The sequence below is a fragment of the Rathayibacter sp. VKM Ac-2759 genome (genome assembly GCF_009834225.1).
GTDB lineage: Bacteria > Actinomycetota > Actinomycetes > Actinomycetales > Microbacteriaceae > Rathayibacter.
Genome location: NZ_CP047176.1, coordinates 1,830,716 through 1,857,561, shown reverse-complemented (window position 1 = coordinate 1,857,561; position 26,846 = coordinate 1,830,716). Strand labels below are relative to the sequence as shown.

Below are 26,846 nucleotides of genomic sequence, written 5' to 3'. Positions count from 1 at the left end.
CCATGACGATCCAGATCCACGTCAGCGGTGACGCCGAGAAGGCCGTCGACCGCGTCGTCCCCGATCTCGTCGCCGACGAGGTCGCCTCCGGCATCACCGCCCAGGTCCCCACGCTCTGGGGCGCCGCGGCGGAGGAGGAGGCGGCCAAGCGCCTCGGCTGGACCGAGTCGACCACCGTCTCGCGTCCCCTCATCCCGCAGATCCTCGCCCTCCGCGAGGAGTTCCAGGCGAAGGGCATCGACCACATCGTCCTCGGCGGCATGGGCGGCTCGTCACTCGCGCCCGAGGTCATCACCCGCACCGCGGGCGTCGAGCTCACCGTCCTCGACTCGACCGCCCCCGGTCAGGTCCTGGCCGCGCTGCAGGACCGCCTCGCCACGACGGCCGTCGTGATCTCGTCCAAGTCGGGTTCGACCGTCGAGACCGCGAGCCAGAAGAAGGCCTACGAGAAGGCGTTCACCGAGGCCGGGATCGACCCGCTCGACCGCATCGTGATCGTGACCGACCCGGGCTCCCCGCTCGACTCCTCCTCGCGCGAGGCGGGCTACCGCGTCTTCAACGCCGACCCGAACATCGGCGGCCGCTTCTCGGCGCTCTCGGCCTTCGGCCTCGTGCCGTCCGGTCTCGCCGGCGCCGACATCGAGGCGCTGCTCGACGAGGCGTCGGAGGCGTCGCTCGGCCTGGCGGTGGACACCCCCGAGAACCCGGGGCTGATCCTGGGCGCGGCGATCGCCGCGACCAGCCCGCGACGCGACAAGCTCGCGATCGTCGCCGACGGGACCCACATCGTGGGCTTCGCCGACTGGGCGGAGCAGCTCATCGCCGAGTCCACCGGCAAGGACGGCACGGGGATCCTCCCCGTCGTCCTCGGCACCCTCGCGCCCGAGCTCTCGGAGGATCTGCCCGACGTGCAGGTCGTCCGTCTCGTCGAGGACGCGACCGCGCTCCACCTGTTCCCCCGCGACCGGCACGAGGGCGAGATCCTCCTCTCCGGTTCGCTCGGCGCGCAGATGCTGACGTGGGAGTACGCCGTCGCCGTCGCGGGTCGTCTGCTCGGGATCAACCCGTTCGACCAGCCCGACGTCGAGTCGGCGAAGATCGCGACCCGCGCCCTGCTCGAGAAGCGCCCGGAGCCGGCCGCGCCGGCCTTCACCGATGCCGGCATCGAGGTCACCGGGACCGCCGCCGTCACCGAGGGCGTCTCGACCGTGGCCCAGGCCGTCGACCTCCTGCTCGCGCAGCTGGGCGAGGGCGGCTACGTCTCGATCCAGGCCTACGTCGACCGCCTCGCCCTCCCGCAGCTGGAGGGCGTCCGCGACCTCCTGGCCGCGCAGGCGCAGCGTCCCGTGACCTTCGGCTGGGGCCCTCGCTTCCTGCACTCGACCGGTCAGTACCACAAGGGCGGAGCGCCGACCGGCGTCTTCCTCCAGATCACCGAGCGCGCGAGCACGGATCTCGAGATCCCCGAGAGCCCGTTCACCTTCGGACAGCTGATCCTGGCCCAGGCCGCCGGCGACGCGAGCGTGCTCGCCGAGCACGGTCGCCCGGTGCTCACGCTCACGCTGACCGACCCCGAGGCCGACCTCGAGGCGCTCTTCGAGGCGCTCAACACCTGACCAGACGGGCACGCCGCCCCGCGCTCCCCCGGGAGCCGGTGCGGCGTGCCCGCGGTCGTCCGCGCGGCTCCTCCCGGGTCGCGATCGCAAGCCCTCACCGGAGCGGGCGGGCGTCCCCTCCCCCTCCGTCACCGATAGCAGTGCGCCGAAGCGGCCGGCACCACCGGCCGCCCCGGCACACAGAAGGACACTGCACATGTCTGTGGACATCACCCCCGAGTTCAACCCCCTGCGGTTGAGCTTCGATCGCCGGTTGAACCGGATCGCGGGCCCCAGCGGCCTCGTGATCTTCGGAGTCACCGGCGACCTCTCCCGCAAGAAGCTCATGCCGGCGGTCTACGACCTGGCCAACCGCGGCCTCCTCCCGCCCGGGTTCGCGCTCGTGGGCTTCGCCCGGCGCGACTGGGACGACCAGGACTTCGAGAAGGTCGTGCACGACTCCGTCAAGAAGTACGCGCGCACCGAGTTCCACGAGGAGGTCTGGACCCAGCTCGCGCAGGGCATCCGCTTCGTGCAGGGCGAGTTCGACGACCCCGACGCCTTCGCGCGCCTGAAGACCACCGTCGACGAGCTCGACCGCGAGCGCGGGACGAACGGCAACTTCGCCTTCTACCTCTCGATCCCGCCCAAGTCGTTCCCCCAGGTGACCGAGCAGCTCCGCAACTCCGGACTCGCCGAGCAGAAGGAGGGCCAGTGGCGACGCGTCGTCATCGAGAAGCCCTTCGGCAGCGACCTCAAGACCGCCCGTGAGCTGAACTCCGTCGTCGAGTCGGTCTTCCCGCCCGACTCCGTCTTCCGGATCGACCACTACCTCGGCAAGGAGACGGTCCAGAACATCCTGGCGCTGCGCTTCGCCAACATGATGTACGAGCCCCTCTGGAACTCGAACTACGTCGACCACGTGCAGATCACGATGGCCGAGGACATCGGAGTGGGCGGCCGCGCCGGCTACTACGACGGCATCGGCGCCGCCCGCGACGTCATCCAGAACCACCTGCTGCAGCTCCTCGCCCTCACGGCGATGGAGGAGCCCATCTCCTTCGACGCCGCCGACCTGCGCGCCGAGAAGGAGAAGGTGCTCGCCGCCGTCCGTCTGCCGAAGGACCTCTCCACGGTCACCGCGCGCGGACAGTACTCCGGAGGATGGCAGGGCGGCGAGAAGGTCCTCGGCTTCCTCGAGGAGGACGGCATGAGCCCCACCTCGACCACCGAGACCTTCGCCGCGATGCGCCTCGACATCGGCACCCGCCGCTGGGCCGGTGTCCCCTTCTACCTGCGAGCGGGCAAGCGCCTCGGCCGTCGCGTGACCGAGATCGCGGTCGTCTTCAAGCGCGCGCCGCAGCAGCTCTTCGCCGAGAGCCAGACCACGTCGCTCGGCCAGAACGCGCTCGTCATCCGCGTGCAGCCCGACGAGGGCGTGACCATGCGCTTCGGCTCGAAGGTGCCCGGCGCCGGCATGCAGGTGCGCGACGTCACGATGGACTTCGGCTACGGCCACGCGTTCACCGAGGCCAGCCCGGAGGCGTACGAGCGCCTCATCCTCGACGTCCTCCTGGGCGAGCCGCCGCTGTTCCCGCGGCACGAGGAGGTCGAGCTGTCCTGGAAGATCCTCGACCCGATCGAGGAGTACTGGACGACGCAGGGACAGCCCGAGCAGTACCGCCCCGGAACCTGGGGCCCCGAATCCGCCGACGAGCTCCTCGCCCGCGACGGCCGCACCTGGAGGCGCCCATGATCGTCGATCTGCCCGACACCACGACGAGCGAGGTCTCGAAGACCCTCGTCAAGATCCGCGAGGAGGGCGGCGCCGTCGCCCTCGGCCGCGTCCTCACCCTCATCATCGCGACCTCGCGGGGCCACGAGGAGGAGGCGATCGACGCCGCCAACGACGCCTCGCGCGAGCACCCGATGCGCGTCATCGTCGTCTCGAAGGACGACGGGCTCACCACCGTCCCCGTCGACGCGACCCCCCGGGTCGACGCGCAGATCCGCGTCGGCGGCGACGCGGGCGCGAGCGAGGTCGTCGTGCTCCGCCCGTTCGGCGACGCCGCGAGCGACGAGGAGAGCCTCGTCACCGGGCTCCTCCTGCCCGACGCCCCCGTGGTCGCCTGGTGGCCCAACAGTGCGCCCGAGAGCGCCTCGCAGTCGCCCATCGGACGCATCGCGACCCGCCGCATCACCGACGCCTCCGCGCAGTCCAACCCGGCGGAGGCGCTGCACCACCTCGCCTCCACCTACGCCCCCGGCGACACGGACTTCGCCTGGACGCGGCTGACCCTGTGGCGCGCCCAGCTGGCGGCCGTGCTGGACCAGCCGCCCTACGAGCCGATCACCGCGGTCGAGGTCTCCGGCGCCCCGGACTCGCCCTCGACGATCCTGCTCGCCGCCTGGCTGCAGCTCGAGCTCGACATCCCCGTCGACCACGAGCTGACCATCAGCGCGACCGGCTCCAGCGGGATCCACGGCGTGCGGCTCTTCCGCGAGTCGGGCGTCATCGAGCTCGAGCGCTCCATCCCCAACGTGGCGACGCTGACCCAGCCGGATCAGCCCGTTCACGACATCTCCCTCCCCCGCCGCAGCCTCCGGGACTGCCTGGCGGAGGAGCTGCGCAGGCTCGACCCGGATGACCTGTACGGTGAAGTCATCTCGCGCGGTGTGGACATGCTCTCGGAGAAGTCCGGAGCCCGCACCGCGTCCTGATGCCGCCGGCCTGCACTGCAGGCCGGCGCATCCTGCCCCGGAGTCGACCATCCGCCGATCGGCGACCACCCCAAGGAGACCCTGCATGACCACCGAACGTCGTGTCCTCGTCCACCGCGACAAGCAGACCCTCGCCGGCTCGGTCGCCGCGCGATTCCTGACCAAGACGATCGACATCCTCGACGACCTCGGGTCGGCGAACGTCGTCCTCACGGGCGGCACGATGGGAGCGGCGACCCTCAAGGAGATCGCCACCTCGTCGGCCGCGGGGAACGTCGACTGGTCGCGGGTCCACTTCTGGTGGGGCGACGAGCGCTGGGTGCCCCGCGGGCACGAGGACCGCAACGACGTGCAGGCGGGCGACCTCTTCACGACGCTCGGCGTGCCGAGCGAGAACGTCCACTCCTACCCGGCGTCCGACGAGGGCATCGACCTCGACGCCGCCGCGGCGGTGTACGACTCCGAGCTCCGCGCCCACGCGACGGAGGGGCGCGAGTACCCGCGCTTCGACATCACCTTCCTCGGCGTCGGGCCCGACGGGCACATCGCCTCGCTCTTCCCCGAGCGCTCCGCCATCCGCCACCCGCAGCCGGGCGTCCTGCCGGTCCGCAACTCGCCCAAGCCGCCGCCGGAGCGCCTCACGCTCACGCTCCCGCTGATCAATCAGTCCGACCGGATCTGGATGGTCCTCGCGGGCGCCGACAAGGCGTCGGCCCTCGGACTCGCGCTCGCCGGCGCGAGCACCAACGAGGTGCCGGCGGCGGGCGCCTTCGGACGCAAGCGCACGGTGTTCTTCGTCGACCAGGAGGCTGCGGCCGAGGTCCCCGAGTCGCTCATCGCTCCGAGCTACTGAGTCCGGAACGCCGAAGGGCCCGACTCCCTCGCGGGGGTCGGGCCCTTCGGCGTTCGTCGGCCGTGACGCCGATCAGGACGGCGTCGCGGTCCCGCGGCGTGCACGGAGCTGCTGCAGCGCCTCCTCGAGGAGCTGCGCGGCCTCGGCCTCGGTGCGACGCTCCTTCACGTAGGCGAGGTGCGTCTTGTAGGGCTCGGTCTTCGCGACCTGAGGGGGGTTCGCCCGGTCACGACCGGCCGGAAGTCCCGACTGCGGGGAGTCGATGACCTCGGGGATCTCGTCCTCGGGGAGGGCCGCCGAGAAGTGGCGCACCGTCTCGTTGCCGAGGGCGTCCCAGTAGGAGACCGCGACGCGCTCCGCGTGGAAGCCCCGGTCCTGCTCGCCCATGGGTCCCGCGCCGACGCGCGAACCGCGGATTGCACTGCCGCCTGATGCCATTCCGTGTACCCCTATGCTCCGGTGTCGAACTTGGTGATGAGACCGAGAACCACGATGCTCGCGACCCAGACGAGGCCGAGGATCACGGTGATGCGGTTCAGATTGCGCTCTGCGACGCCGGAGGCGCCCAGGTTGGAGGTCACTCCGCCGCCGAACATGTCGGACAGACCGCCGCCGCGCCCCTTGTGGAGCAGGATCAGCATGGTGAGCAGGAGGCTCGTGATGCCCAGGACGACCTGGAGCACGACCTGGAGGATGTCCACGCGGTACCTTTCGAAGTTCTGGCGCGTTGCGCGCCCCGTCGAGTATAACGGGCGCCTGCGAATCCCCCGACGAAACCACGCCCCCTGTTCCGGCGGCGGTATACGTCGCGGCCGATGAGGGTCGGTGCTGGCAGTGGGACGGGAGGGGTGGCCTCGCCACAGCGCCATCCCGCGCCGCTGCGCGGCGCCCGCCAGACCCGAGCCAGGCGCTGCGACGAGGCCACCCCTCCCGTCCGCGTCCGGAGCACGGCGGAGACGGCGCGGGCAGCTCGCGTCGACGTCCGGTCATCGAGACCCCCACGATCAGTACGGCGGTCTCCCCACCGCCCTGTGACGCAGGAGGGGTCTCGATACACCCCTTCGGGGGCTACTCGACAGCATGATCGCGACAGCCCGACCCTTGAAGGTCAGCCTGCAGATCGCCCTCTGTTCGAGGCGAACCGACGATTCGCGTGCGAGCGAATCGTCGTAGCCGGACGCAGGACGCTCCTCAGAGCGCGACCATCCGTGGGAGCCGACCGCGTAACGCCGCGCGACGAGCGGCGTGAAGAAGGGCACCGCCGAACCGACGATTCGCGTGCGAGCGAATCGTCGTAGCCGGACGCAGGACGCTCCTCAGAGCGCGACCATCCGTGGGAGCCGACCGCGTAACGCCGCGCGACGAGCGGCGTGAAGAAGGGCACCGCCGAACCGACGATTCGCGTGCGAGCGAATCGGCGTAGCCGGACGCAGGACGCTCCTCAGAGCGCGACCATGCTTGGGGGCCGACTGCGCCACGCCGCGCGGGGAGCGGCGTGGACGACGAAGGGGCGGGCCCGGCGGGCCCGCCCCTTCGTCGCAGGAACTCAGACGCCTACGTGATTGCGGAAGCGCGCGATCGCCGCGAACTCGTCGACCTGGAGGCTGGCGCCTCCGACGAGGGCTCCGTCGACGTCGGGCTCGCGCATGAAGCCGGCGATGTTGCCGGACTTCACGGAGCCGCCGTAGAGGATCCGGGTCTTCGCCGCGGTGTCGGCTCCGAGGATCTCGGCGACGACGTCGCGGAGCGCCTTGCAGACCTGCTGGGCCTGCTCGGGCGTCGCGGCCTGGCCGGAGCCGATGGCCCAGACGGGCTCGTAGGCGACGACGAGGTCGGCGTCCGCGGGCAGGCCGGTGAGGGCCTCCTTCAGCTGCGCGACGGGCACGGCCGAGGGGCCGTGCTTCTCGAGGTCCTCCGCGGTCTCGCCGACGCAGATGATCGGTGCGACGCCGTGCTTGACCGCCGCGGCCGACTTCGCCGCGATGTCCGCGTCCGTCTCGCCGTGGAGCGTGCGACGCTCCGAGTGGCCGACGATCACGTAGTCGCAGTCGAGCTGCTTCAGGAACTGACCCGAGATCTCGCCGGTGTAGGCCCCGCTGTCGAACTTGGACAGGTCCTGCGCGCCGTACTTGAGCGGCAGCTTGTCGGAGTCGACGAGGATCTGGACCGGGCGGAGGTCGGTGAAGGGCGGGAAGACCGCGACCTCGACACCGTCGAAGTCGTGGTTCGCGTCCTTCAGGCTCCACGCCAGCTTCTGGACGAACGCGATGGCCTGGAGGTGGTCCAGGTTCATCTTCCAGTTGCCGGCGATGAGGGGCGTCCGCTCGAGGGACGAGGGAACGCCTCCCGTGCTGTCTACTGCCATCCGAGGACCTCCAGTCCGGGGAGTCGCTTGCCCTCGAGGAATTCGAGGCTCGCGCCGCCTCCCGTCGAGATGTGGCCGAACTGCGCGTCCTCGAAGCCGAGGGCGCGCACCGCGGCGGCCGAGTCTCCTCCGCCGACGACGCTGAGTCCGTCGACCTCGGTGAGGGCCTGGGCGACGGCCTTCGTGCCGGCCGCGAACGGCTCGAGCTCGAAGACGCCCATGGGGCCGTTCCAGAACACCGTCTTCGACGCCGCGACGATCTCGGCGAAGCGCTTCGCGGTGTCCGGGCCGATGTCGAGACCGAGGCCGCTCGCTCCGAAGGGGGTGCCCTCGATCGCGTCGGCCGCAGCCGTCTCGTACTCCGCGTCGGCCCCGAACTTCGAGGCGACCACGACGTCCGTCGGCAGCACGATCTCGACGCCCAGCTCCTCCGCCTTCGCGAGGTAGCCGAGGACGACGTCGACCTGGTCGGCCTCGAGCAGGCTCGCGCCGACCTCGTGGCCCTGGGCCTTGAGGAAGGTGAAGAGCATGCCTCCGCCGATGAGGATCGAGTCCACCCGCGGCAGCAGGTGCTCGATCACGCCGAGCTTGTCCGAGACCTTCGAGCCGCCGAGCACGACCGTGTAGGGGCGCTCCGGCTTCTCGGTGAGGCGGTCGAGGACGTCGAGCTCGGCCGCGATGAGCGTGCCGGCGGCACTCGGGAGCAGCTGGGCGAGCTCGTAGACGCTCGCCTGCTTGCGGTGCACGACGCCGAAGCCGTCCGAGACGAAGGCGTCGCCGAAGGCGGCCAGCTTCTCGGCGAAGGAGCGGCGCTCGTCCGCGTCCTTGCTCGTCTCGGCGGCGTTGAAGCGCAGGTTCTCGAGGACGACGATCTCGCCGTCGCCGAGCCCGTCGACCGCCGAGGTCGCGGCGTCGCCGACGGTGTCCTCGGCGAAGGCGACCGGCGCGTCGATGAGCTCGCCGAGGCGCTTCGCGACGGGCGCGAGGCTGTACTTCGGGTCGGGCTCACCGTCGGGGCGCCCGAGGTGGCTCACGACCACGACTCGGGCACCCTCGGCGACGAGCCGCTGGAGCGTGGGGACCGACGCGCGCACGCGACCGTCGTCCGTGATCGAACCGTCCTTCAGGGGGACGTTCAGATCGCAGCGGACGACGACGCACTTGCCCGTCAGGGAACCCAGTGAGTCCAGAGTGCGGAACGCCACGGTGTTCGAAGTCACAGGCTGCAGGCCTTAGAGCTTGCCGGCGACGAGCTCGGTGACGTCGACGAGGCGGTTGGAGTAGCCCCACTCGTTGTCGTACCAGGAGGCGACCTTGACCTGGTTGCCGATGACCTTGGTGAGGCCGGCGTCGAAGATCGAGGAGTGCGGGTCGGTGACGATGTCGCTCGAGACGATCGGGTCCTCGGTGTACTTGAGGATGCCCTTGAGGTCACCCTCGGCGGCGGCCTTGTAGGCCGCGTTGATCTCCTCGACCGTGGCCGGGTTCGTCAGCTCGACGGTGAGGTCGGTGATCGAGCCGGTCGGGACCGGGACGCGCAGCGCGTAGCCGTCGAGCTTGCCGACGAGCTCGGGGATGACGAGGCCGAGGGCCTTGGCGGCACCGGTCGACGTCGGGATGATGTTGACCGCGGCGGCTCGCGCGCGGCGGAGGTCGCTGTGCGGGCCGTCCTGCAGGTTCTGGTCGGCGGTGTAGGCGTGGACCGTGGTCATCAGACCGCGCTCGATGCCGAAGTTGTCGAGCAGGACCTTCGCGAGCGGCGCGAGGCAGTTCGTGGTGCACGACGCGTTCGAGACGATGTCGTGGACCTGGGGGTCGTAGGTGCCCTCGTTGACGCCGAGCACGATGGTCGCGACGTCGTTGCCGGTCGCGGGGGCCGAGACGATGACCTTCTTGGCGCCGGCGGTGATGTGCTTGCGCGCGTCCTCCGACTTGGTGAAGCGGCCGGTCGACTCGATGACGACGTCGACGCCCAGCTCGGCCCAGGGGAGGTTCGCGGGGTCGCGCTCCTCGAGGACGATGATCGGCTTGCCGTTGACGACGATCTTGTCGCCGTCGAGCTCCACCGTCGCGTCGAGGCGGCCGGTGATGGAGTCGTACTTCAGGAGGTGCGCGAGCGCCTTGTTGTCGGTGAGGTCGTTGACCGCGACGATCTCGAGGTCGCTGCCCTTGGCGAGGGCCGCACGGAGGAAGTTACGGCCGATACGACCGAAGCCGTTGATGCCGATCTTGACGGACACAGATATCTCCTGATGAGGAAGGGCACCTCGACGGTGCAGTGGAGGGGTGGATCGCAGAGGGCCGTGGAGCGGCCCGAGCGTCCCGGGCAGGGGCCCGGGACGCCGAGATCGCTACGACAGTAGCAGCAGGCCCGAAGTCTTCTCGCGGGCCTTCTCGAAGCGCGCGGACACGTCGGCCCAGTTCACGATGTTCCAGAACGCCTTGACGTAGTCGGCCTTCACGTTGACGTAGTCGAGGTAGAAGGCGTGCTCCCACATGTCGAGCAGCAGCACGGGCACGGTGGCCGCGGCGAGGTTGCCCTGGTGGTCGTACAGCTGCTCGATGATGAGCTTCTCGCCGAGCGAGTCCCACGCGAGGATCGACCAGCCGGAGCCCTGGATGCCGAGGGCGGAGGCGGTGAAGTGGGCGCGGAACTTGTCGAACGAGCCGAAGTTGTCGTCGATCGCCGCGGCGAGCTCGCCGACCGGCTTGTCGCCGCCGTCGGGCGAGAGGTTGTTCCAGAACACGGTGTGGTTCACGTGCCCGGCGAGGTTGAACGCCAGGTCCTTCTGGAGCTTGTTGACGTTCGCGAGGTTCTCGCTGTCGCGGGCGTCCTGGAGCGCGGCGAGGGCGGTGTTCGCGCCCGTGACGTAGGTGGCGTGGTGCTTGTCGTGGTGCAGTTCCATGATCCGCCCACTGATGTTCGGCTCGAGGGCCGAGTAGTCGTAGGGCAGTTCGGCGAGCGTGTAGTCAGCCATGTGCGATCTCCTGTTCGTGGTCGTCGACCTCGGCAGTCCCACCGGCTCCGACCGTCCGGCGCGAGGCGCTGGAGCGGGCGCCGGCGTGTTCCGAGCGACGTTTCCAGTCTAGTGACGAGGCCCCGCCGCACTCGGACGGTCTCCCCCGTTCAACCAGGAGACACTCAGCGTTCGCCGAGTGGACCGGTCAGAGATCGCGCAGCTCGGCCGGCAGGTTCGCGTCGGTGCCGGGGATGTCGAGGTCGGCGGCGCGCTTGTCGGCCATCGCCAGGAGCCGGCGGATGCGTCCCGCGACCGCGTCCTTCGTCATCGGCGGGTCGGCGTGGTGGCCGAGCTCGTCGAGGCTCGCGTCGCGGTGGGCGAGGCGGAGGCGACCGGCGTAGCGCAGGTGCTCGGGGATGTCCTCCCCCAGGATCTCCATCGCGCGCTCGACCCGCGAGCAGGCGGCGACGGCGGCCTGGGCCGACCGGCGGAGGTTGGCGTCGTCGAAGTTCACGAGCCGGTTCGCGGTCGCCCGCACCTCGCGGCGCTGGCGCAGCTCCTCCCAGCTCGCCACGGTCGAGGTGGCGCCCATCAGCGTGAGCATCGCGCTGATGCTCTCGCCGTCGCGGACGACGACGCGATGCACGCCGCGCACCTCGCGCGACTTCGCCTGGACGCCGAGGCGTCCGGCCGCGCCGACGATGGCCATCGCCGCCTCGTTGCCGGGGCACACGATCTCGAGCGCCGCCGAGCGGCCGGGATCCGTCAGCGAGCCCTGGGCGAGGAACGCGCCGCGCCAGACGGCCGCGAGCTCGTCGCGCGCCCCGGTGGTCAGCCGGTTGGGCAGACCGCGCACGGGCCGGCCGCGCTGGTCGAGCAGACCGGTCTGGCGGGCGAGCGTGTCGCCGCCCTCGACCACCCGGACGAGCCAGCTCGTCGTGCGGCGCGACCCGCCGGCGGAGATGATCGTCCCCTCGCTGCGGACGCCGTAGAGCTCGGCGAGGTCGCGGCGCACGCGGGTCGCGAGCGCCGCGGAGTCGAGCTCGACCTCGACCGCGAGGCGGTTGGAGATGATGTGCAGTCCGCCGGAGAAGCGGAGGACGGTCGCCAGTTCAGCGGCACGGACGGTGTTCTTGCGCGACACGATCGCGACCAGTTCGCCCTTGACGTCTGCGGTGAGGGCCACGGAGTCTTCCTTACGTCGGGTGCGCGGCGGAGCGCGCGGGAATCATTCTCGGCCGAGGTCGCGGTGCGCCACGTTGACGGCGACTCCCGGCAGCTCGGCCAGTCGGGCCGCGATGCGGCCGGCGACCGCGACGGAGCGGTGCTTGCCCCCCGTGCATCCGATGGCGATCGTCGCATGGCGCTTGTTCTCGCGCTGGTAGCCGTCGAGCACCGGGCGCAGGGCACGCGAGTAGGAATCGATGAACTCCTCCGCCCCCTGCTGGGCCAGGACGTATTCTCGCACTTCTTCGTCGAGCCCGGTGTGCGGGCGCAGCTCCGGGATCCAGTAGGGGTTCGGCAGGAAGCGCGCGTCGGCGACCATGTCGGCGTCGGTCGGCAGCCCGTACTTGAAGCCGAAGCTCATCACGGTGATCTGCAGACCCGCACGGCCCGCTTCGGCGAACCGCTCGGTGATGCTCGTGGCGAGCTGGTGGATGTTGAGGTCGGAGGTGTCGATCACGATGTCGGCCGACTCGCGCAGCTGCGCCAGTCGACCGCGCTCGGCCGAGATGCCGTCGAGCAGTGTGCCCCGCCCCTGGAGGGGGTGCGGGCGGCGGACCTGCTCGAACCGGCGGACGAGCGCCGCGTCGGTCGCCTCGAGGAAGACGACGCGGATGTCGACCCCGGCCCGCAGCTCCCGCACGATCTCACCGAGGTCGGCGAAGAAGTCGCGCCCGCGCACATCGACGACGGCGGCGATCTTGGGCAGCGTGTCGCCCGCGCGCTGGGCGAGGTCGACCAGGGGGCGGAGCATCTGCGGCGGCAGGTTGTCGACCACGTACCAGCCGAGATCCTCGAGGGCGTTCGCGGCCGTGGACCGGCCCGCGCCCGACATCCCCGTGACGATCAGCACGTCCTGCTGCTCGCTCTCCGTGCTCATTGGGTTCTCCGTGCTCGTGTCTGTGGTGCTCAGGACGGTGTCGCTCGTGCCGGTGTCTCGGGCCCTCCTTCGGGGAGGTCCGGGTGTCCAGCCTAGGGCGTGGGCTCGGGCGCCGGACCGGGGCGTCAGGGGTGCAGGTGCCCGTGGACGGCCGCGGCGAGCGTCGGCCCGATGCCCTTGACCTCGGCGATCTCGGCGTCGGAGGCCTCCCGCAGCCGGGCGACCGACCCGAAGTGCTTGAGCAGGTCGCGCACCCGCGTGCCGCCGAGCCCGGGGATCTCGCTCAGCTGCGACGCGATGTCGCGCTTGCGCCGCTGCCGCTGGTGCGTGATGGCGAAGCGGTGGGCCTCGTCGCGGATCCGCTGGAAGAGGAAGAGCGCGTCGCTGTTGCGCGGCAGGATCACCGGGAAGTCGGAGTCGGGGAGCCAGATCTCCTCGAGGCGCTTGGCGATCCCGCACAGCGTGATCCCCGTGACTCCGGACTCGTCGAGCGCGCGCTGCGCTGCGGCGACCTGGGGCTGGCCGCCGTCCACGATCAGCAGGTGCGGCGGGTAGGCGAACTTGCGGCGCTTCGCCTCCCCCGTCTCGGGATCGACGACGGCCGGCTCGACCGGTTCCTTCAGGTACGCGAGGCGCCGCGTGAGGACCTGGTGGAGCGACTCCGTGTCGTCGGTCGACTCCGCGATCGAGAACCGCCGGTACTGGTCCTTGCGGGCGAGTCCGTCCTCGAAGACGACCATCGAGGCGACGATGTTGGTGCCGCTGAGGTGCGAGACGTCGTAGCACTCCATCCGGAGCGGCGCCTCGGCCATGCCCAGGGCGTCGCGGATGTCCTCCAGCGCCTGGGTCCGCGCGGTGAAGTCGGCGGAGCGGCGGGTCTTGTAGAGCATCAGCGAGTGGCCGGCGTTCTGCGTGGCCGTCTCGAGCAGCGCCGCCTTGTCCCCGCGCTGCGCCGCACGGAGTCGCACGTTCGCCCCGCGGATGCTCGAGAGCCATTCCTCGAGCGCCTCGCTGTCCTCCGGCAGCTCGGGGACGACGACCTCCTTGGGCGGGATGTCGCCGTTCTCGTAGGCGGCCTGGAGCGCGGTGTCGACGAGCTCTGCCGTGGTCATGTCGAGCTCCTTGTCGACGACCCAGCCGCGCTCTCCGCGGATGCGGCCGCCCCGCACGCGGAACTGCTGCACCGAGGCGGCGAGCTCGTCGTGCACGATCGCGTAGAGGTCGACGTCGACGTTGTCCTTGAGCACGACGGCGCTCTTGGCGAGCACGGCGTCGAGTGCCGCGGCCTGATCGCGGAGCTTCCCGGCGCGCTCGTACTGCATCTCGCCGGCGGCCTCGCGCATCTCGCGCTCGAGCTCGCCGATCATCCTGCGATCGTGGCTGCCCATGAACGCGACGAAGCGGTCGACCATCTCGCGGTGCTCCGCGAACGTGACGCGGTGCGAGCACGGACCGCCGCACCGGCCGATCTGGGAGGCGAAGCAGGGCTTCCCGCTCTGCATGGCCCGCTTGTAGTTCGAGTCGTTGCAGGTGCGGATCGGGAAGGCCTTGATCATCAGGTCGATGGTCTCGTGGATGGCCCAGATCTTCGGGTAGGGACCGAAGTACCGCGCCCCGCGGATCTTGGCGTTGCGGGTCACCATCACCCTCGGGGCCTCGTCACCCAGCGTCACCGCCATGTAGGGGTACGACTTGTCGTCGCGGAACTTGACGTTGAAGGGCGGGTCGAACTCGTTGATCCAGGTGAACTCGAGCTGGAGCGCCTCGACGTCGGTGCCGACGACGGTCCACTCCACGCCTGAGGCCGAGGTGACCATCCGCCGGGTCCGCTCGTGCAGGCTCGGCAGCGGCGCGAAGTAGTTGCTGAGCCGTGCGCGGAGGTTCTTGGCCTTGCCCACGTAGAGGACCCGGCCCCTGGCGTCCTTGAACCGGTAGACGCCCGGGAGGGTCGGGATCTCACCGGCCTTGGGCCGGTAGTCGAGTGTCTGCGTCATGCCGTGCGCGCGCCCGTCCGCGTCGTCAACCGAGGATCTCGGCGAGGAACCCGCCCGTGTGGCTCGCGGCGACCTTCGCGACGTGCTCGGGCGTGCCGACCGCGACGACCTGGCCGCCGCCCGCACCGCCCTCGGGTCCCATGTCGATCAGCCAGTCGGCCGACTTGATGACGTCGAGGTTGTGCTCGATGGTGATCACCGTGTTGCCCTTCTCGACGAGCGAGTTCAGCACCAGGAGGAGCTTGCGGACGTCCTCGAAGTGCAGGCCGGTGGTCGGCTCGTCGAGCACGTAGACGCTGCGGCCGTTGGAGCGGCGCTGGAGCTCGGTGGCGAGCTTGACGCGCTGCGCCTCGCCGCCCGAGAGCGTCGTCGCGCTCTGCCCGAGCCGCACGTAGCCGAGGCCGACCTCGACGAGCGTCTTGAGGAAGCGGTGGATCGAGGTGATCGGCTCGAAGAACTCGGCCGCCTCGGCGATCGGCATGTCGAGGACCTCGGCGATGTTCTTGCCCTTGTAATGGACCGTGAGGGTGTCGCGGTTGTAGCGCGCTCCCCCGCAGACCTCGCACGCGACGTAGACGTCGGGCAGGAAGTTCATCTCGATCTTGATGGTGCCGTCGCCCGAGCAGGCCTCGCAGCGGCCGCCCTTGACGTTGAAGCTGAACCGGCCCGGCAGGTAGCCGCGGGCCTTCGCCTCCGTCGTCTCGGCGAACAGGTTGCGGATCCGGTCGAAGACGCCGGTGTAGGTGGCGGGGTTGGAGCGCGGGGTGCGGCCGATCGGGTTCTGGTCGACGTGCACGACCTTGTCGAGGTTCTCGAGGCCGGTGACGCGGGTGTGCTTGCCCGGGACCTTGCGCGCCCCGTTGAGCTGGTTGGCGAGCACCCGGTAGAGGATGTCGTTGACCAGGGTGCTCTTGCCCGAGCCCGAGACGCCCGTGACGGCGACGAAGGTGCCGAGCGGGAACTCCACGTCGACCTTCCGCAGGTTGTTGGCGTTCGCCCCGACGACCTTGATCATCCGCTTGCGGTCGATCTTGCGCCGCTTCTTCGGGATGTCGATGGAGCGGCGGCCCGAGATGTAGTCGCCGGTGAGCGAGTCGGTGTTCTCGAGCAGCGAGTCGTAGGAGCCCGAGTGCACGACCTCGCCGCCGTTGACGCCGGCGCCCGGGCCGATGTCGACGATCCAGTCGGCGGTGCGGATGGTGTCCTCGTCGTGCTCGACGACGATCAGCGTGTTGCCGAGGTCGCGCAGCTTCAGCAGCGTGTCGATGAGGCGGCGGTTGTCCCGCTGGTGCAGGCCGATGCTCGGCTCGTCGAGCACGTAGAGCACGCCGGTGAGCCCGGAGCCGATCTGCGTAGCGAGCCGGATGCGCTGGGCCTCGCCGCCGGAGAGCGACGCGGCGGCGCGGGAGAGGTTGAGGTAGTTGAGTCCGACCTCGATCAGGAAGTCGAGGCGCGCGCGGATCTCACGGAGGACCTGCGCGGCGATGTGCGCCTCCCGGTCGGTCAGCTCGAGGCGCGCCATGAAGTCCTGGGCGTCGCCGAGGCTGAGGTCGGCGATGTCGGCGATGCTCGCGCCGTGCACGAGGACGGCGAGGACCTCGGGCTTGAGCCGCGAGCCCTTGCAGACGGGGCAGGGCACCTCGCGGAGGAACTCGGACCAGCGGGTGCGCTGCACATCGGTCTCGGCCTGGACGTACTGGCGCTCGATGTAGGGCACGACACCCTCGAAGCCCGACGTGTAGCTCATCTCACGGCCGTAGCGGTTCTTCCACTTGACCTTGACCTCGAAGTTGTCGCCGTGCAGGACGGCCTGCTGGACCTCGGAGCTGAGCCGCTTCCACGGCGTGGTCAGCTTGAAGCCGAGATCGCGCGAGAGGCCGTCGAGCAGCTTCTCGTAGTACTGGAAGAGGCCCTTGCCCTGCGTGGTCCAGGGGATGATGACGCCCTCGGCGATGCTGAGATCGGGGTCGCCCAGGAGCAGGTCGTCGTCGACCGACATGCGCGTGCCGAGGCCCGAGCACTCGGGGCAGGCGCCGAACGGGGCGTTGAACGAGAAGGTGCGCGGCTCGATCTCGGTGAGGGAGATCGGGTGGTTGTTGGGGCAGGAGAGCTTCTCGGAGAAGGTCGTCCAGGCGCCCTCGCCCTCACCGTCGACGAAGTTGATCTGCACGATGCCGTCGGTGAGGCGGAGAGCGGTCTCGAGGGAGTCGGTGAGCCGGCCGAGGATGTCGGGACCCGCGACGAGACGGTCGACCACGACCGAGATGTCGTGCTTGTACTGCTTCTTGAGCGTGGGCGGGTCGCTGAGCTGGATGAGCGAGCCGTCGACCATCGCACGGGAGTACCCGCCGGCGGTGAGCTCCTTGAAGAGGTCGACGAACTCGCCCTTCTTCTGCGAGACGACCGGGCTGAGGATCTGGTAGCGGGTGCCGCTCTCGAGCTCCATCATCTGATCGGCGATCTGCTGAACGGTCTGCGCCGAGATCTTCTCGCTGCAGATCGGGCAGTGCGGCACGCCGATGCGCGCCCAGAGCAGACGCATGTAGTCGAAGATCTCGGTGATCGTGCCGACGGTCGAGCGCGGGTTGCGGTTCGTCGACTTCTGGTCGATCGAGACCGCGGGGCTCAGCCCCTCGATGAAGTCGACGTCGGGGCGGTCGACCTGGCCGAGGAACTGGCGCGCGTAGGCCGACAGCGACTCGACGTAGCGGCGCTGACCCTCGGCGAAGATCGTGTCGAAGGCCAGCGACGACTTGCCGGACCCCGACAGACCGGTGAAGACGACCATCGAGTCGCGCGGGATCTCGAGGTCGACATCGTGGAGGTTGTGCACCCGGGCACCGCTCACCACCAGCTTCGAGACCGACTCGTCGAGGGAGGAGACGAAGCGGTGGAAGGAGGGAGAGGGGGCGGACGAGGGGTCTGTTACGGCATTCGCGATCGACACCTCGAAAGTGTATGCGGAGCCACCGACATCGCCCGGGGACGTTCGCTGGGCGCTGATCCGGGGCGCGCGGTCTTGCGGATCGCGCACCCCGTCGCGGACCGCGGCGGTCGCCTCCGGCCGCGCTCCGCCGCTCCCGATCAGGAGAGGTGGCCCGCCTTCTCCATCTGGCGGAGCTCGCGCTTGAGCTCCTGGACCTCGTCGCGCAGTCGCGCCGCGAGCTCGAACTTGAGCTCGCCCGCGGCCTGCAGCATCTGGCCGTTGAGGTCCGAGATGATCGCCTCGAGGTCGTTGCCGCCGTTGGCGGCGAGACCTTGCCGACGGAGGTTGGGGGTCGGGCTCTTCTTCTTGGCGTCGCGGCCGGCGAGGAGCTTGGCCGTGTCGGCCCCCTCGCGGGCGAGGGCGTCGGTGATGTCGGCGATCTTCTTGCGGAGCGGAGTCGGATCGATGCCGTGCTCGAGGTTGTAGGCGACCTGCCTCTCTCGGCGGCGGTCGGTCTCGTCGATCGCGAGCCGCATCGAGTCGGTCACCTTGTCGGCGTACATGTGCACCTCGCCCGAGACGTTGCGGGCCGCGCGGCCGATCGTCTGGATGAGCGACGTCGAGGAGCGGAGGAAGCCCTCCTTGTCGGCGTCGAGGATGGCGACGAGCGACACCTCGGGCAGGTCGAGGCCCTCGCGGAGGAGGTTGATGCCGACCAGGACGTCGTACACGCCCGCGCGCAGCTCGGACAGCAGCTCGACCCGGCGGAGCGTGTCGACGTCGGAGTGCAGGTAGCGGACGCGGACTCCGGCCTCGGTGAGGAAGTCGGTGAGCTCCTCGGCCATCCGCTTGGTGAGCGTGGTGACGAGGACGCGCTCGTCGCGCTCGGTGCGGCGCTTGATCTCCTCGAGCAGGTCGTCGATCTGGCCCTTGGTCGGCTTGACGACGATCTCCGGGTCGACGAGGCCGGTGGGGCGGATGATCTGCTCGACGATGCCGTCGGCGATGCCCATCTCGTAGCGGCCGGGGGTCGCGGAGAGGTAGACCGTCTGGCCGACGCGCTGCTTGAACTCCTCCCACTTGAGCGGACGGTTGTCCATCGCCGAGGGCAGGCGGAAGCCGTGCTCGACGAGCGTGCGCTTGCGGGAGGCGTCGCCCTCGTACATCGCGCCGATCTGCGGCACGGTCACGTGCGACTCGTCGATCACGACGAGGAAGTCGTCGGGGAAGTAGTCGAGGAGGCAGTGCGGCGCCTCGCCCGACTCGCGGCCGTCGATGTGCCGGGAGTAGTTCTCGATGCCCGAGCAGAATCCGATCTGCTGCATCATCTCGAGGTCGAACGTGGTGCGCATCCGGAGCCGCTGGGCCTCGAGCAGCTTGCCCTGCTTCTCGAGATCGGCGAGCCGCACCTCGAGCTCCTGCTGGATCGTGTCGATCGCGCGGTGCATGACGTCCTGGCTGGCGACGTAGTGCGAACCGGGGAAGACGGAGACGGAGTCGAGCTTGCGCACGATGTCGCCGGTGAGCGGGTGCAGGGTGTACAGCGCCTCGATCTCGTCCCCGAACATCTCGATGCGGATCGCGAGCTCCTCGTACATCGGGATGATCTCGATCGTGTCGCCGCGGACGCGGAAGGTGCCACGGGCGAAGTCGACGTCGTTGCGGGCGTACTGCATCGACACGAACTTGCGGATGAGGCGGTCGCGGTCGACGCGCTGGCCGACCTGCAGCGCCACCATCGCCTCGAGGTACTGCTCGGGCTGGCCCAGGCCGTAGATGCACGAGACCGTCGAGACGACGATGACGTCGCGACGGCTGAGCAGCGAGTTGGTCGTCGAGTGGCGCAGGCGCTCGACCTCGGCGTTGACCGAGCTGTCCTTCTCGATGAAGGTGTCGGTCTGCGGGACGTAGGCCTCGGGCTGGTAGTAGTCGTAGTAGGAGACGAAGTACTCCACCGCGTTGTTGGGGAACAGCTCGCGGAACTCGTTCGCCAGCTGCGCCGCCAGCGTCTTGTTGTGGGCGAGCACGAGCGTGGGCCGCTGCACCGCCTCGACGAGCCACGCGGTGGTGGCGGACTTGCCCGTGCCCGTCGCGCCGAGGAGCACGACGTCGGCCTCGCCGGCCTGGATCCGGGCGCTCAGATCGGCGATCGCGGCGGGCTGATCGCCGCTCGGCTTGTATTCGCTGACGACCTCGAAGGGGTGCACGGCACGGGTGGGCTCCATGCTCGAAGCGTAGCTGCGACCACCGACACGGAGCCCGGCGTGCGCTCGCCGCGAACGGGCTGGTGCACCGCGGACCGCGGGCAGCGCACGGCGTTCTGCACGAGATCGGCCGGTCCTGCGCTTCCAGGCGGAGCAGAGCGCTCTTCCGCCCGCGACACCTGCAGATCGCACCAGCACCTGCAGAGGTGCAGCAGACCGCGTCAGCCCCGAGCGCGCAGCTGCTCCCACAGCGCGTCGGTGCGCGCCAGGGTCTCGTCGAGGGTGCCGGAGGAGTCGATCACGACGTCGGCGAGGGCGAGCCGCTGCTCGTCGGTCGCCTGCGCGCCGACGCGGGCCCGCGCCTCCGGCTCGGACATGCCCCGGAGGCGCACGAGCCGGTCGACGCGCGCGGCCTCGGGCGCGTGGACGACGACGACCTCGTCGAACTCCCCCGCACCGCGGCCCTCGGCCAGCAGCGGCACGTCGTAGACCACGACGGCCCCGGGATCGGCCTCCGCCGCCTGCGCGAAGAGGCGCTGCGAGCGCTCCCCCACCGCGGGGTGCGTGATCGCGTTCAGATCGGCGCGGGCGGAGGCGTCGGCGAAGACGACGGCGCCGAGGGCCGCCCGGTCGAGGGAGCCGTCGGGCCGCAGCATCGACGGGCCGAACCGCTCCACGATCGCCAGCAGGGCGGGCTCCCCCGGCTCGACGACCTCGCGGGCGAGCACGTCGGCGTCGACGACGACCGCTCCGTGCTCGGCGAGACGGCGGGCGACGGTCGACTTGCCGGAGGCGATGCCTCCGGTGAGGGCTACGAGATGCACGCGCACACCCTACTCAGCCCCGCGGAGAGGAGGGGGAACGCCGAACGGCCGGCCCCCGAGGGGACCGGCCGTTCGTGTGCGTGCACTCGATCAGTTGCTCGAGGACAGCTTCTCGCGCAGTGCGGCGAGCGACTCGTCGTCGGCGAGGGTGCCGGCTCCGGTCGCCTCGCTGGTGAAGCCGCCGCCGACCGAGACGCCCTCGGAGACGGTGGCCGCCTCCTCCTGCGACTTGGCGACCTGGGCCTTGTGGGCCTCCCAGCGGGCCTGCGCCGCGGCGTAGTCCTGCTCCCAGGCCTCGCGCTGCGACTCGAAGCCCTCGCGCCACTCGTTGGTCTCGGGGTCGAAGCCGTCGGGGTACTTGTAGTTCCCCTGGTCGTCGTACTCCGTCGCCATGCCGTAGAGGGCCGGGTCGAACTCGGTGCCCTCGGGGTCGACGTTCTCGTTCGCCTGCTTGAGCGAGAGCGAGATGCGGCGACGGTCGAGGTCGATGTCGATGACCTTGACGAAGACCTCTTCACCGACCGACACGACCTGCTCGGCGAGCTCGACGTGCTTGCCCGAGAGCTCGGAGATGTGGACGAGGCCCTCGATGCCGTCCGCGACGCGGACGAACGCACCGAACGGGACCAGCTTCGTGACCTTGCCCGGGGCGACCTGACCGATCGCGTGGGTGCGGGCGAAGACCTGCCACGGGTCCTCCTGGGTCGCCTTGAGCGAGAGCGACACGCGCTCGCGGTCGAGGTCGACCTCGAGGATCTCGACGGTGACCTCCTGGCCCACCTCGACGACCTCGGAGGCGTGCTCGATGTGCTTCCAGGAGAGCTCGGAGACGTGGACGAGACCGTCGACGCCGCCGAGGTCGACGAACGCACCGAAGTTGACGATCGACGACACGACGCCCTTGCGGACCTGACCCTTGTGCAGGTTGTTCAGGAACGTGGTGCGGCTCTCGGACTGCGTCTGCTCGAGGAGCGCGCGACGCGACAGGACCACGTTGTTGCGGTTCTTGTCGAGCTCGAGGATCTTGGCCTCGATCTCCTGGCCGAGGTACGGCGTGAGGTCGCGGACGCGGCGCAGCTCGATGAGCGAGGCCGGGAGGAAGCCGCGGAGGCCGATGTCGACGATGAGCCCGCCCTTGACGACCTCGATGACCGAACCGGTGACGACACCGTCGGACTCCTTGATCTTCTCGACGTCGCCCCACGCACGCTCGTACTGAGCGCGCTTCTTCGAGAGGATCAGGCGACCCTCCTTGTCCTCCTTCTGCAGGACGAGAGCCTCGACGCTGTCGCCCACGTTGACGACCTCGGAGGGGTCGACGTCGTGCTTGATGGAGAGTTCGCGCGAGGGGATGACGCCCTCGGTCTTGTAGCCGACGTCGAGGAGGACCTCGTCGCGGTCGATCTTCACGACGGTGCCTTCGATGAGGTCTCCGTCGTTGAAGAACTTCAGAGTCTTTTCGACCGCGGCAAGAAAGTCTTCAGCAGACCCGATGTCGTTGATCGCGACCTGCTTGGCTGCCTTTTCGGTCGTTGCGGTTGTCATTAAGGGATGCTCCAGGATGGATGGATGTCGGGCGGCGTCCGCCGGATGCCCGAGGACGGGCGGAGTGGCGGGAGCCGCGGAGTGATGGGGTGTGCGGTGCACCCGGCGACGGGACGATGCTCCGGAGGATGACTCCGGGACCTCGTCGCGCACCGTGGGCACAGCGGCGCCACGAACGTGACGTTCCAGACTATCCGACCCAGCAGGGTGCTAGCAATCTCCCAGGGCCCCGTTCCGCGCCGGATCCGCGCGGATCGAGGGCCAGGAGTCAGCTCGCGAGGCTCGCACGCAGCGTGTCGAGTCCGACCCCGCCGAGATCGAGTGCGCGGCGGTGGAACGCGGCGAGGGAGAAGGCGGCGCCCTCGCGGGCCGCAGCCTCGTCGCGCAGCTCCTCCCAGATCCGCTGGCCGATCTTGTACGAGGGCGCCTGACCCGGCCAGCCGAGGTAGCGGTTCACCTCGAAGCGGATGAACGCGTCGTCCATGTTGACGTTCGCCCGCATGAACGCAAGGGCGGAGGCGGCGCTCCAGACCTCGCTCGAGCCCGGCATCCGCTTGCCCAGGTGCACGCCGATGTCCAGGACCACGCGGGCCGCCCGCATCCGCTGCCCGTCGAGCATCCCGAGACGGTCGGCCGGGTCGTCGAGGTAGCCGAAGCCCTCCATCAGCCGCTCGGCGTAGAGGGCCCAGCCCTCGGCGTGCCCCGAGCTGCCCGCGAGCTGCCGGCGCCAGGTGTTGAGCCGCGAGCGGTTCACGACCGCCTGGCCCACCTGCAGGTGGTGACCGGGCACGCCCTCGTGGTACACGGTGGTCAGTTCGCGCCATGTGGCGAACTCCGTCACTCCCTCGGGCACCGACCACCACATCCGCCCGGGTCGCGCGAAGTCGTCGCTCGGTCCGGTGTAGTAGATGCCGCCCTCGTGGGTGGGCGCGATCAGGCACTCGAGCCGGCGGAGCTCGTCCGGGATGTCGAAGGCGGTGCCCGCGAGCTCCTGCACGGCGCGGTCGCTCGTCTCCTGCATCCAGCGCTGGAGGGCGTCGACGCCGTGCAGGGTGCGCGAGGGGTCGGCGTCGAGGTGCGCGATCGCCTCGGCGACGGAGGCGCCCGGCAGGATCTCGCGGGCGATCGCCTCCTGCTCGGCCGTCATCCGCGCGAGCTCCTCGATCCCCCACTCGTAGGTCTCGTCGAGATCGACGACCGCGCCGAGGAAGCGCCGCGACTGCAGCGCGTAGAGGTCTCGGCCCACCGCGTCCTCCTCGCGCGCGGCGGGCGCGAGCTCCTCGCGGAGGAAGCGGCCGAGGCCGTCGTACGCGGCGGCGGCCCGGCGCGCGCCCTCCTCGAGGCGCACCGCGAGCGACGCCGGCAGCGATCCGGAGGCAGGTGCGGCATCGGCCGCGAGCGAGGCGAAGAAGCCGCGCGGCGCCGCGATCGAGTCGGCCTGCTCGGCGACGAGACGCACCTGGCGCACCGCGGGGGTCACTCCGGAGCGGACACCCTCGCGGAGCGTCTCGACGTACCCGGCGAGAGCGGCGGGGACGGCGTGGAGCCGGTCGGCGACGGCCTCCCAGTCGGCGACCTCGGCGGTGGGCATCAGGTCGAAGACGTCGCGGAGCTCCTGCGGAGCGGACGCGATCACGTTCAGGTCGCGCAGCGGGAGCCGGGCGTCGTGGGCCTCGAGAGTGAGCCGGAGCTCCGAGCCGAGATCGGCGACCGTCACACGGTCGACCGCGTCGACCGGCTCCGCGCTCTCGAGCTCGACGAGCGCCGCCGCCACCGCCTCCCGCGAGCGCGCGCGGCCCTCCGGCGACAGATCACCGAGGCGACCGTTCGACTCCGCCCGGCCGATGTACGTGCCGATCGTCGGGTCGAGTTCGACCAGGGTGTCGACCCAGCGCTCGGCGACGAGATCGACGGCGGTCGGCTGACGGGGGGTGTCGGAGGTCATGCGCTCGAGCCTAGCCAGGCCCTCGCGCGGCTCGCGGTCAGTGCGCGGCGTCGTCCCAGTCGGCGCCGTGGCCGACCTGCACCTCGAGCGGCACGCGGAGGTCGACGGCGCCGGTCATCCGCGAGCGGACGACGGCCTCGAGGGCCTCCTCCTCCCCCGGTGCGACGTCGAAGATCAGCTCGTCGTGCACCTGCAGCAGCATCCGCGAGGCGAGGCCCTGCTCGTCGAGGTCGGACTGCACGCCGATCATGGCGATCTTCATGATGTCGGCGGCCGAGCCCTGGATGGGCGAGTTGAGCGCCGCGCGCTCGGCGTTGTCGCGGAGGACGCGGTTGGCGCTCTGCAGCTCGGGGAACGGCCGGCGCCGGCCGAAGATCGTCTCGGTGTAGCCGGCCTCGCGCGCCTGCTCCACGACGCTCCGCAGGTAGTCGCGGACCGCGCCGAAGCGGACGAAGTAGTCGGTCATCAGCTGCTTGGCCTCGGCGCTCGAGATCCGCAGCTGCTTCGAGAGGCCGAACGCGCTGAGCCCGTACGCGAGGCCGTACGACATCGCCTTCACCTTGTTGCGCATCGCCGGGGTGACGTCGGCCGGCTCGACGCCGAAGATGCGCGCGCCGACGAAGCGGTGCAGATCCTCGCCGCTGTGGAAGGCCTCGATCAGCCCGGCGTCGCCCGAGAGGTGCGCCATGATCCGCATCTCGATCTGCGAGTAGTCGGCGGTGAGCAGCGTGCTCGCCCCCGCGCTGTGCACGAACGCGGTGCGGATGCGGCGCCCGACCTCGCTGCGCACCGGGATGTTCTGCAGATTGGGGTCGTTCGAGGAGATGCGGCCGGTCGCGGTGCCGGTCTGGTCGTAGCTGGTGTGGATCCGCTGATCGGCGGTCACCGACTTCTCGAGCGTCTCGATGATCTGCTTAAGCTTCGTCGCGTCGCGGTGCTCGAGGAGGAGGCCCAGGAACGGGTGCGGGTGCGAGTCCTGCAGGTCGGCGAGGGCGGAGGCGTCGGTCGTGTACCCGGTCTTGGTCGCCCTGGTCTTCGGCATCGCGAGCTCCTCGAAGAGCACTTGCTGGAGCTGCTTCGGCGAGCCGAGGTTCATCTCGTGGCCGATCTCGGCGAAGGCGCGGCTCGCGAGCTCGGCGGCCGTGGTCGTCAGCTCGCCGCGGAGGCGCGCCAGCACCGCCGAGTCGATCGCGACGCCCGTGAGCTCCATCGTCGCGAGCACCTGGACGATCGGCAGCTCGATGTCGACGAGCACCGAGAGCATGCCCTCGCCGAGCAGCTCGGTGAGCGGCGCGACCAGGCGGAACGCGTACCAAGCCTCGGTCGCCGGGCCCATCGGCTCGACGCTCGGCACGAGCTGGTTCGGGTCGCCCTGCGCCATGGTCTCGTCGAGGTACTGCGCGACCTGCGCCGGGAGCGTCGCCGCATGTCCGGTGGGCTGCAGGAGATAGGCCGCCACCCGGGTGTCGAAGGCGAGGCCGGAGACCGTGAGCCCGGCCCGGCGCAGCGCCTTGATCTGCGGCTTCGCGTCGGCGAAGACCTTGGGGGCGTCGCTCGCGAGCCACTCCTCGAGAGCGGTGTAGTCGGGGCGGCCCGCCGCCCAGGGGACGAACGCCGACTCGGTCTCCGTCGCGAGCCCCAGGCCGTCGAGCCCGTCGGGGCCGAGCTGCACCTGCACGGCGACCGGGGTCGTCCCCTTCGCGGAGACGCGGTCGAGCCAGTGCGCCAGCTCCTCGTCGACGAGAGTGCGCACGGCGGGCGCGGCGGTCACGACGGTGTCGCCGGCCAGAGCGGAGGCTGCACCCTCGACGCCCTCCTCGGCGGCGATCGTCAGCACGCGCTCCTGCAGGGTCTTGAACTCGAGGCGGCTGAAGATCTCGCGGACCGCGTCGACGTCGATCGGCCGCCGGTCGAGATCGGCGGGGCCGAGGGGCAGCTCGACGTCGGTGATGAGGCGGTTGAGCCGGCGGTTGCGGAGCGCGTTCTCCTTCTGCTCGCGCAGCTTCTCGCCGACGACGCCCTTGATCTCGTCGGCGTGGGCGATGATGTCGGCCACCGTCCCGTACTGGTTGACCCACTTCGCGGCCGTCTTCGGGCCGACCTTGTCGACTCCGGGCAGGTTGTCGCTCGTCTCGCCGACGAGGGCCGCGATCTCGGGGTACTGGTGGGGCTCGACCCCGTACTTCTCGAACACCTTGTCGCGGTCGTAGCGGGTGAGCTGCGAGACGCCCTGGGTCGACGGGTAGAGCAGCGTGACCTCGGGGGTGACGAGCTGGATGGTGTCGCGGTCACCGGAGACCACCAGCACGCGGAAGCCGGCGTCGGCGCCCTGCTTCGCGAGCGTCGCGAGGATGTCGTCGGCCTCGAAGTCCTCCTTCGAGACGGTGCGGATGTTCATGGCGTGGAGCGCCTCTTCGAGCAGCGGGACCTGGCCCTTGAACTCCGGCGGGGTCTCGCCGCGGGTGCCCTTGTACTCGGGGTACTCGCGGGTGCGGAACGAGAAGCGGGAGATGTCGAACGCGACGCCCAGGTGGGTGGGCTTCTCGTTCTTGAGCAGCAGGATCAGCATCGAGAGGAAGCCGTGAATGGCGTTCGTGTGCTGGCCGTCGCGGGTCTGGAAACTGTCGACCGGGAGCGCGTAGAAGGCGCGGAAAGCCAGCGAATGACCGTCGATGAGCAGGAGGGTAGGCTGTTCCGGATCTGACACAGGGCAAGACTACACAGCGCCTCCGACACCGGATCAGGCCCGGTGCAGCCCGCCGGCCGGGACCCGCGCGAGGCTCCACGACGAGGAGTACCGTGACCGATTC

At 70.2% G+C, this 26,846-nt stretch carries 19 protein-coding genes; 4 read left to right on the top strand and 15 right to left on the bottom strand.

Features of this window, described 5'->3' with window-relative positions:
- The first annotated feature begins 2 nt into the window (after positions 1-2).
- From GSU68_RS08520 to pgl, 4 genes are all read left to right on the top strand, one after another.
- Positions 3-1,616, top strand: a complete 1,614-nt coding sequence (locus tag GSU68_RS08520; RefSeq protein WP_159907254.1) for a glucose-6-phosphate isomerase — start codon at positions 3-5, stop codon at positions 1,614-1,616.
- A 196-nt stretch (positions 1,617-1,812) separates the two neighbouring features.
- A complete protein-coding gene (zwf, locus tag GSU68_RS08515) occupies positions 1,813-3,351 on the top strand; it encodes a glucose-6-phosphate dehydrogenase (protein WP_159907252.1) in 1,539 nt (512 codons plus the stop codon).
- Positions 3,348-4,316 (top strand): glucose-6-phosphate dehydrogenase assembly protein OpcA, encoded by a 969-nt coding sequence (locus tag GSU68_RS08510; protein WP_159907250.1) that lies wholly within the window; start codon positions 3,348-3,350, stop codon positions 4,314-4,316. Before zwf ends, GSU68_RS08510 begins: the two co-directional genes overlap by 4 nt.
- Positions 4,317-4,401: 85 nt before the next feature.
- On the top strand, positions 4,402-5,169 hold the full coding sequence (pgl, locus tag GSU68_RS08505; protein WP_159907248.1) for a 6-phosphogluconolactonase: 768 nt from the start codon (positions 4,402-4,404) through the stop codon (positions 5,167-5,169).
- A gap of 72 nt (positions 5,170-5,241) precedes the next feature.
- Here pgl and GSU68_RS08500 read toward each other — a convergent pair whose 3' ends face one another.
- The 15 genes from GSU68_RS08500 to polA all read right to left on the bottom strand — a co-directional run bounded on the left by GSU68_RS08500 (position 5,242) and on the right by polA (position 26,743).
- Positions 5,242-5,607, bottom strand: coding sequence for an RNA polymerase-binding protein RbpA (locus GSU68_RS08500; protein WP_055791968.1), 366 nt, complete (start codon positions 5,605-5,607; stop codon positions 5,242-5,244).
- 11 nt (positions 5,608-5,618) lie between these two features.
- Entirely contained in the window at positions 5,619-5,870 is a 252-nt protein-coding gene (secG, locus tag GSU68_RS08495) for a preprotein translocase subunit SecG (protein WP_056042800.1), read from the bottom strand.
- Between the two features lie 845 nt (positions 5,871-6,715).
- Positions 6,716-7,534, bottom strand: coding sequence for a triose-phosphate isomerase (gene tpiA, locus GSU68_RS08490; protein ID WP_159907246.1), 819 nt, complete (start codon positions 7,532-7,534; stop codon positions 6,716-6,718).
- Positions 7,525-8,739 carry a phosphoglycerate kinase gene (locus GSU68_RS08485; RefSeq protein ID WP_159910206.1) on the bottom strand — a complete coding sequence of 405 codons (1,215 nt, stop codon included), beginning with the start codon at positions 8,737-8,739 and terminating at the stop codon, positions 7,525-7,527. Before GSU68_RS08485 ends, tpiA begins: the two co-directional genes overlap by 10 nt.
- Positions 8,740-8,766: 27 nt before the next feature.
- The gene (gene gap / locus GSU68_RS08480) at positions 8,767-9,774 is read right to left on the bottom strand and encodes a type I glyceraldehyde-3-phosphate dehydrogenase (RefSeq protein WP_159907244.1); all 1,008 of its coding nucleotides are present in this window, start codon (positions 9,772-9,774) and stop codon (positions 8,767-8,769) included.
- A gap of 111 nt (positions 9,775-9,885) precedes the next feature.
- Complete coding sequence (locus tag GSU68_RS08475) at positions 9,886-10,512, bottom strand: superoxide dismutase (protein ID WP_056042809.1); 627 nt, start codon at positions 10,510-10,512, stop codon at positions 9,886-9,888.
- Between the two features lie 187 nt (positions 10,513-10,699).
- Positions 10,700-11,680, bottom strand: coding sequence for a DNA-binding protein WhiA (gene whiA, locus GSU68_RS08470; RefSeq protein WP_159907242.1), 981 nt, complete (start codon positions 11,678-11,680; stop codon positions 10,700-10,702).
- Between the two features lie 42 nt (positions 11,681-11,722).
- The gene (rapZ, locus tag GSU68_RS08465) at positions 11,723-12,598 is read right to left on the bottom strand and encodes an RNase adapter RapZ (RefSeq protein WP_159907240.1); all 876 of its coding nucleotides are present in this window, start codon (positions 12,596-12,598) and stop codon (positions 11,723-11,725) included.
- Between the two features lie 125 nt (positions 12,599-12,723).
- On the bottom strand, positions 12,724-14,592 hold the full coding sequence (gene uvrC, locus GSU68_RS08460) for an excinuclease ABC subunit UvrC (protein ID WP_159907238.1): 1,869 nt from the start codon (positions 14,590-14,592) through the stop codon (positions 12,724-12,726).
- Positions 14,593-14,617: 25 nt separating this feature from the next.
- Entirely contained in the window at positions 14,618-17,443 is a 2,826-nt protein-coding gene (gene uvrA, locus GSU68_RS08455; protein ID WP_244259479.1) for an excinuclease ABC subunit UvrA, read from the bottom strand.
- A gap of 233 nt (positions 17,444-17,676) precedes the next feature.
- The gene (gene uvrB / locus GSU68_RS08450; RefSeq protein ID WP_159907236.1) at positions 17,677-19,743 is read right to left on the bottom strand and encodes an excinuclease ABC subunit UvrB; all 2,067 of its coding nucleotides are present in this window, start codon (positions 19,741-19,743) and stop codon (positions 17,677-17,679) included.
- A 200-nt stretch (positions 19,744-19,943) separates the two neighbouring features.
- Positions 19,944-20,546 (bottom strand): dephospho-CoA kinase, encoded by a 603-nt coding sequence (gene coaE, locus GSU68_RS08445; RefSeq protein ID WP_159907234.1) that lies wholly within the window; start codon positions 20,544-20,546, stop codon positions 19,944-19,946.
- A 90-nt stretch (positions 20,547-20,636) separates the two neighbouring features.
- On the bottom strand, positions 20,637-22,091 hold the full coding sequence (rpsA, locus tag GSU68_RS08440) for a 30S ribosomal protein S1 (protein ID WP_159907232.1): 1,455 nt from the start codon (positions 22,089-22,091) through the stop codon (positions 20,637-20,639).
- A 268-nt stretch (positions 22,092-22,359) separates the two neighbouring features.
- Positions 22,360-24,036 (bottom strand): DUF885 domain-containing protein, encoded by a 1,677-nt coding sequence (locus GSU68_RS08435; protein WP_159907230.1) that lies wholly within the window; start codon positions 24,034-24,036, stop codon positions 22,360-22,362.
- Positions 24,037-24,073: 37 nt separating this feature from the next.
- Complete coding sequence (gene polA / locus GSU68_RS08430) at positions 24,074-26,743, bottom strand: DNA polymerase I (protein WP_159907228.1); 2,670 nt, start codon at positions 26,741-26,743, stop codon at positions 24,074-24,076.
- Between the last annotated feature and the right edge of the window lie 103 nt (positions 26,744-26,846).

Coding starts and splice junctions, on each gene's coding strand:
- rpsA (WP_159907232.1), bottom strand. CDS start 22,091: ATGACAACCGCAACGACCGAAAAGGCAGCCAAGCAGGTCGCGATCAAC.
- uvrB (WP_159907236.1), bottom strand. CDS start 19,743: ATGGAGCCCACCCGTGCCGTGCACCCCTTCGAGGTCGTCAGCGAATAC.
- pgl (WP_159907248.1), top strand. CDS start 4,402: ATGACCACCGAACGTCGTGTCCTCGTCCACCGCGACAAGCAGACCCTC.
- GSU68_RS08500 (WP_055791968.1), bottom strand. CDS start 5,607: ATGGCATCAGGCGGCAGTGCAATCCGCGGTTCGCGCGTCGGCGCGGGA.
- GSU68_RS08510 (WP_159907250.1), top strand. CDS start 3,348: ATGATCGTCGATCTGCCCGACACCACGACGAGCGAGGTCTCGAAGACC.
- tpiA (WP_159907246.1), bottom strand. CDS start 7,534: ATGGCAGTAGACAGCACGGGAGGCGTTCCCTCGTCCCTCGAGCGGACG.
- rapZ (WP_159907240.1), bottom strand. CDS start 12,598: ATGAGCACGGAGAGCGAGCAGCAGGACGTGCTGATCGTCACGGGGATG.
- zwf (WP_159907252.1), top strand. CDS start 1,813: ATGTCTGTGGACATCACCCCCGAGTTCAACCCCCTGCGGTTGAGCTTC.
- uvrC (WP_159907238.1), bottom strand. CDS start 14,592: ATGACGCAGACACTCGACTACCGGCCCAAGGCCGGTGAGATCCCGACC.
- GSU68_RS08475 (WP_056042809.1), bottom strand. CDS start 10,512: ATGGCTGACTACACGCTCGCCGAACTGCCCTACGACTACTCGGCCCTC.
- GSU68_RS08520 (WP_159907254.1), top strand. CDS start 3: ATGACGATCCAGATCCACGTCAGCGGTGACGCCGAGAAGGCCGTCGAC.
- GSU68_RS08435 (WP_159907230.1), bottom strand. CDS start 24,036: ATGACCTCCGACACCCCCCGTCAGCCGACCGCCGTCGATCTCGTCGCC.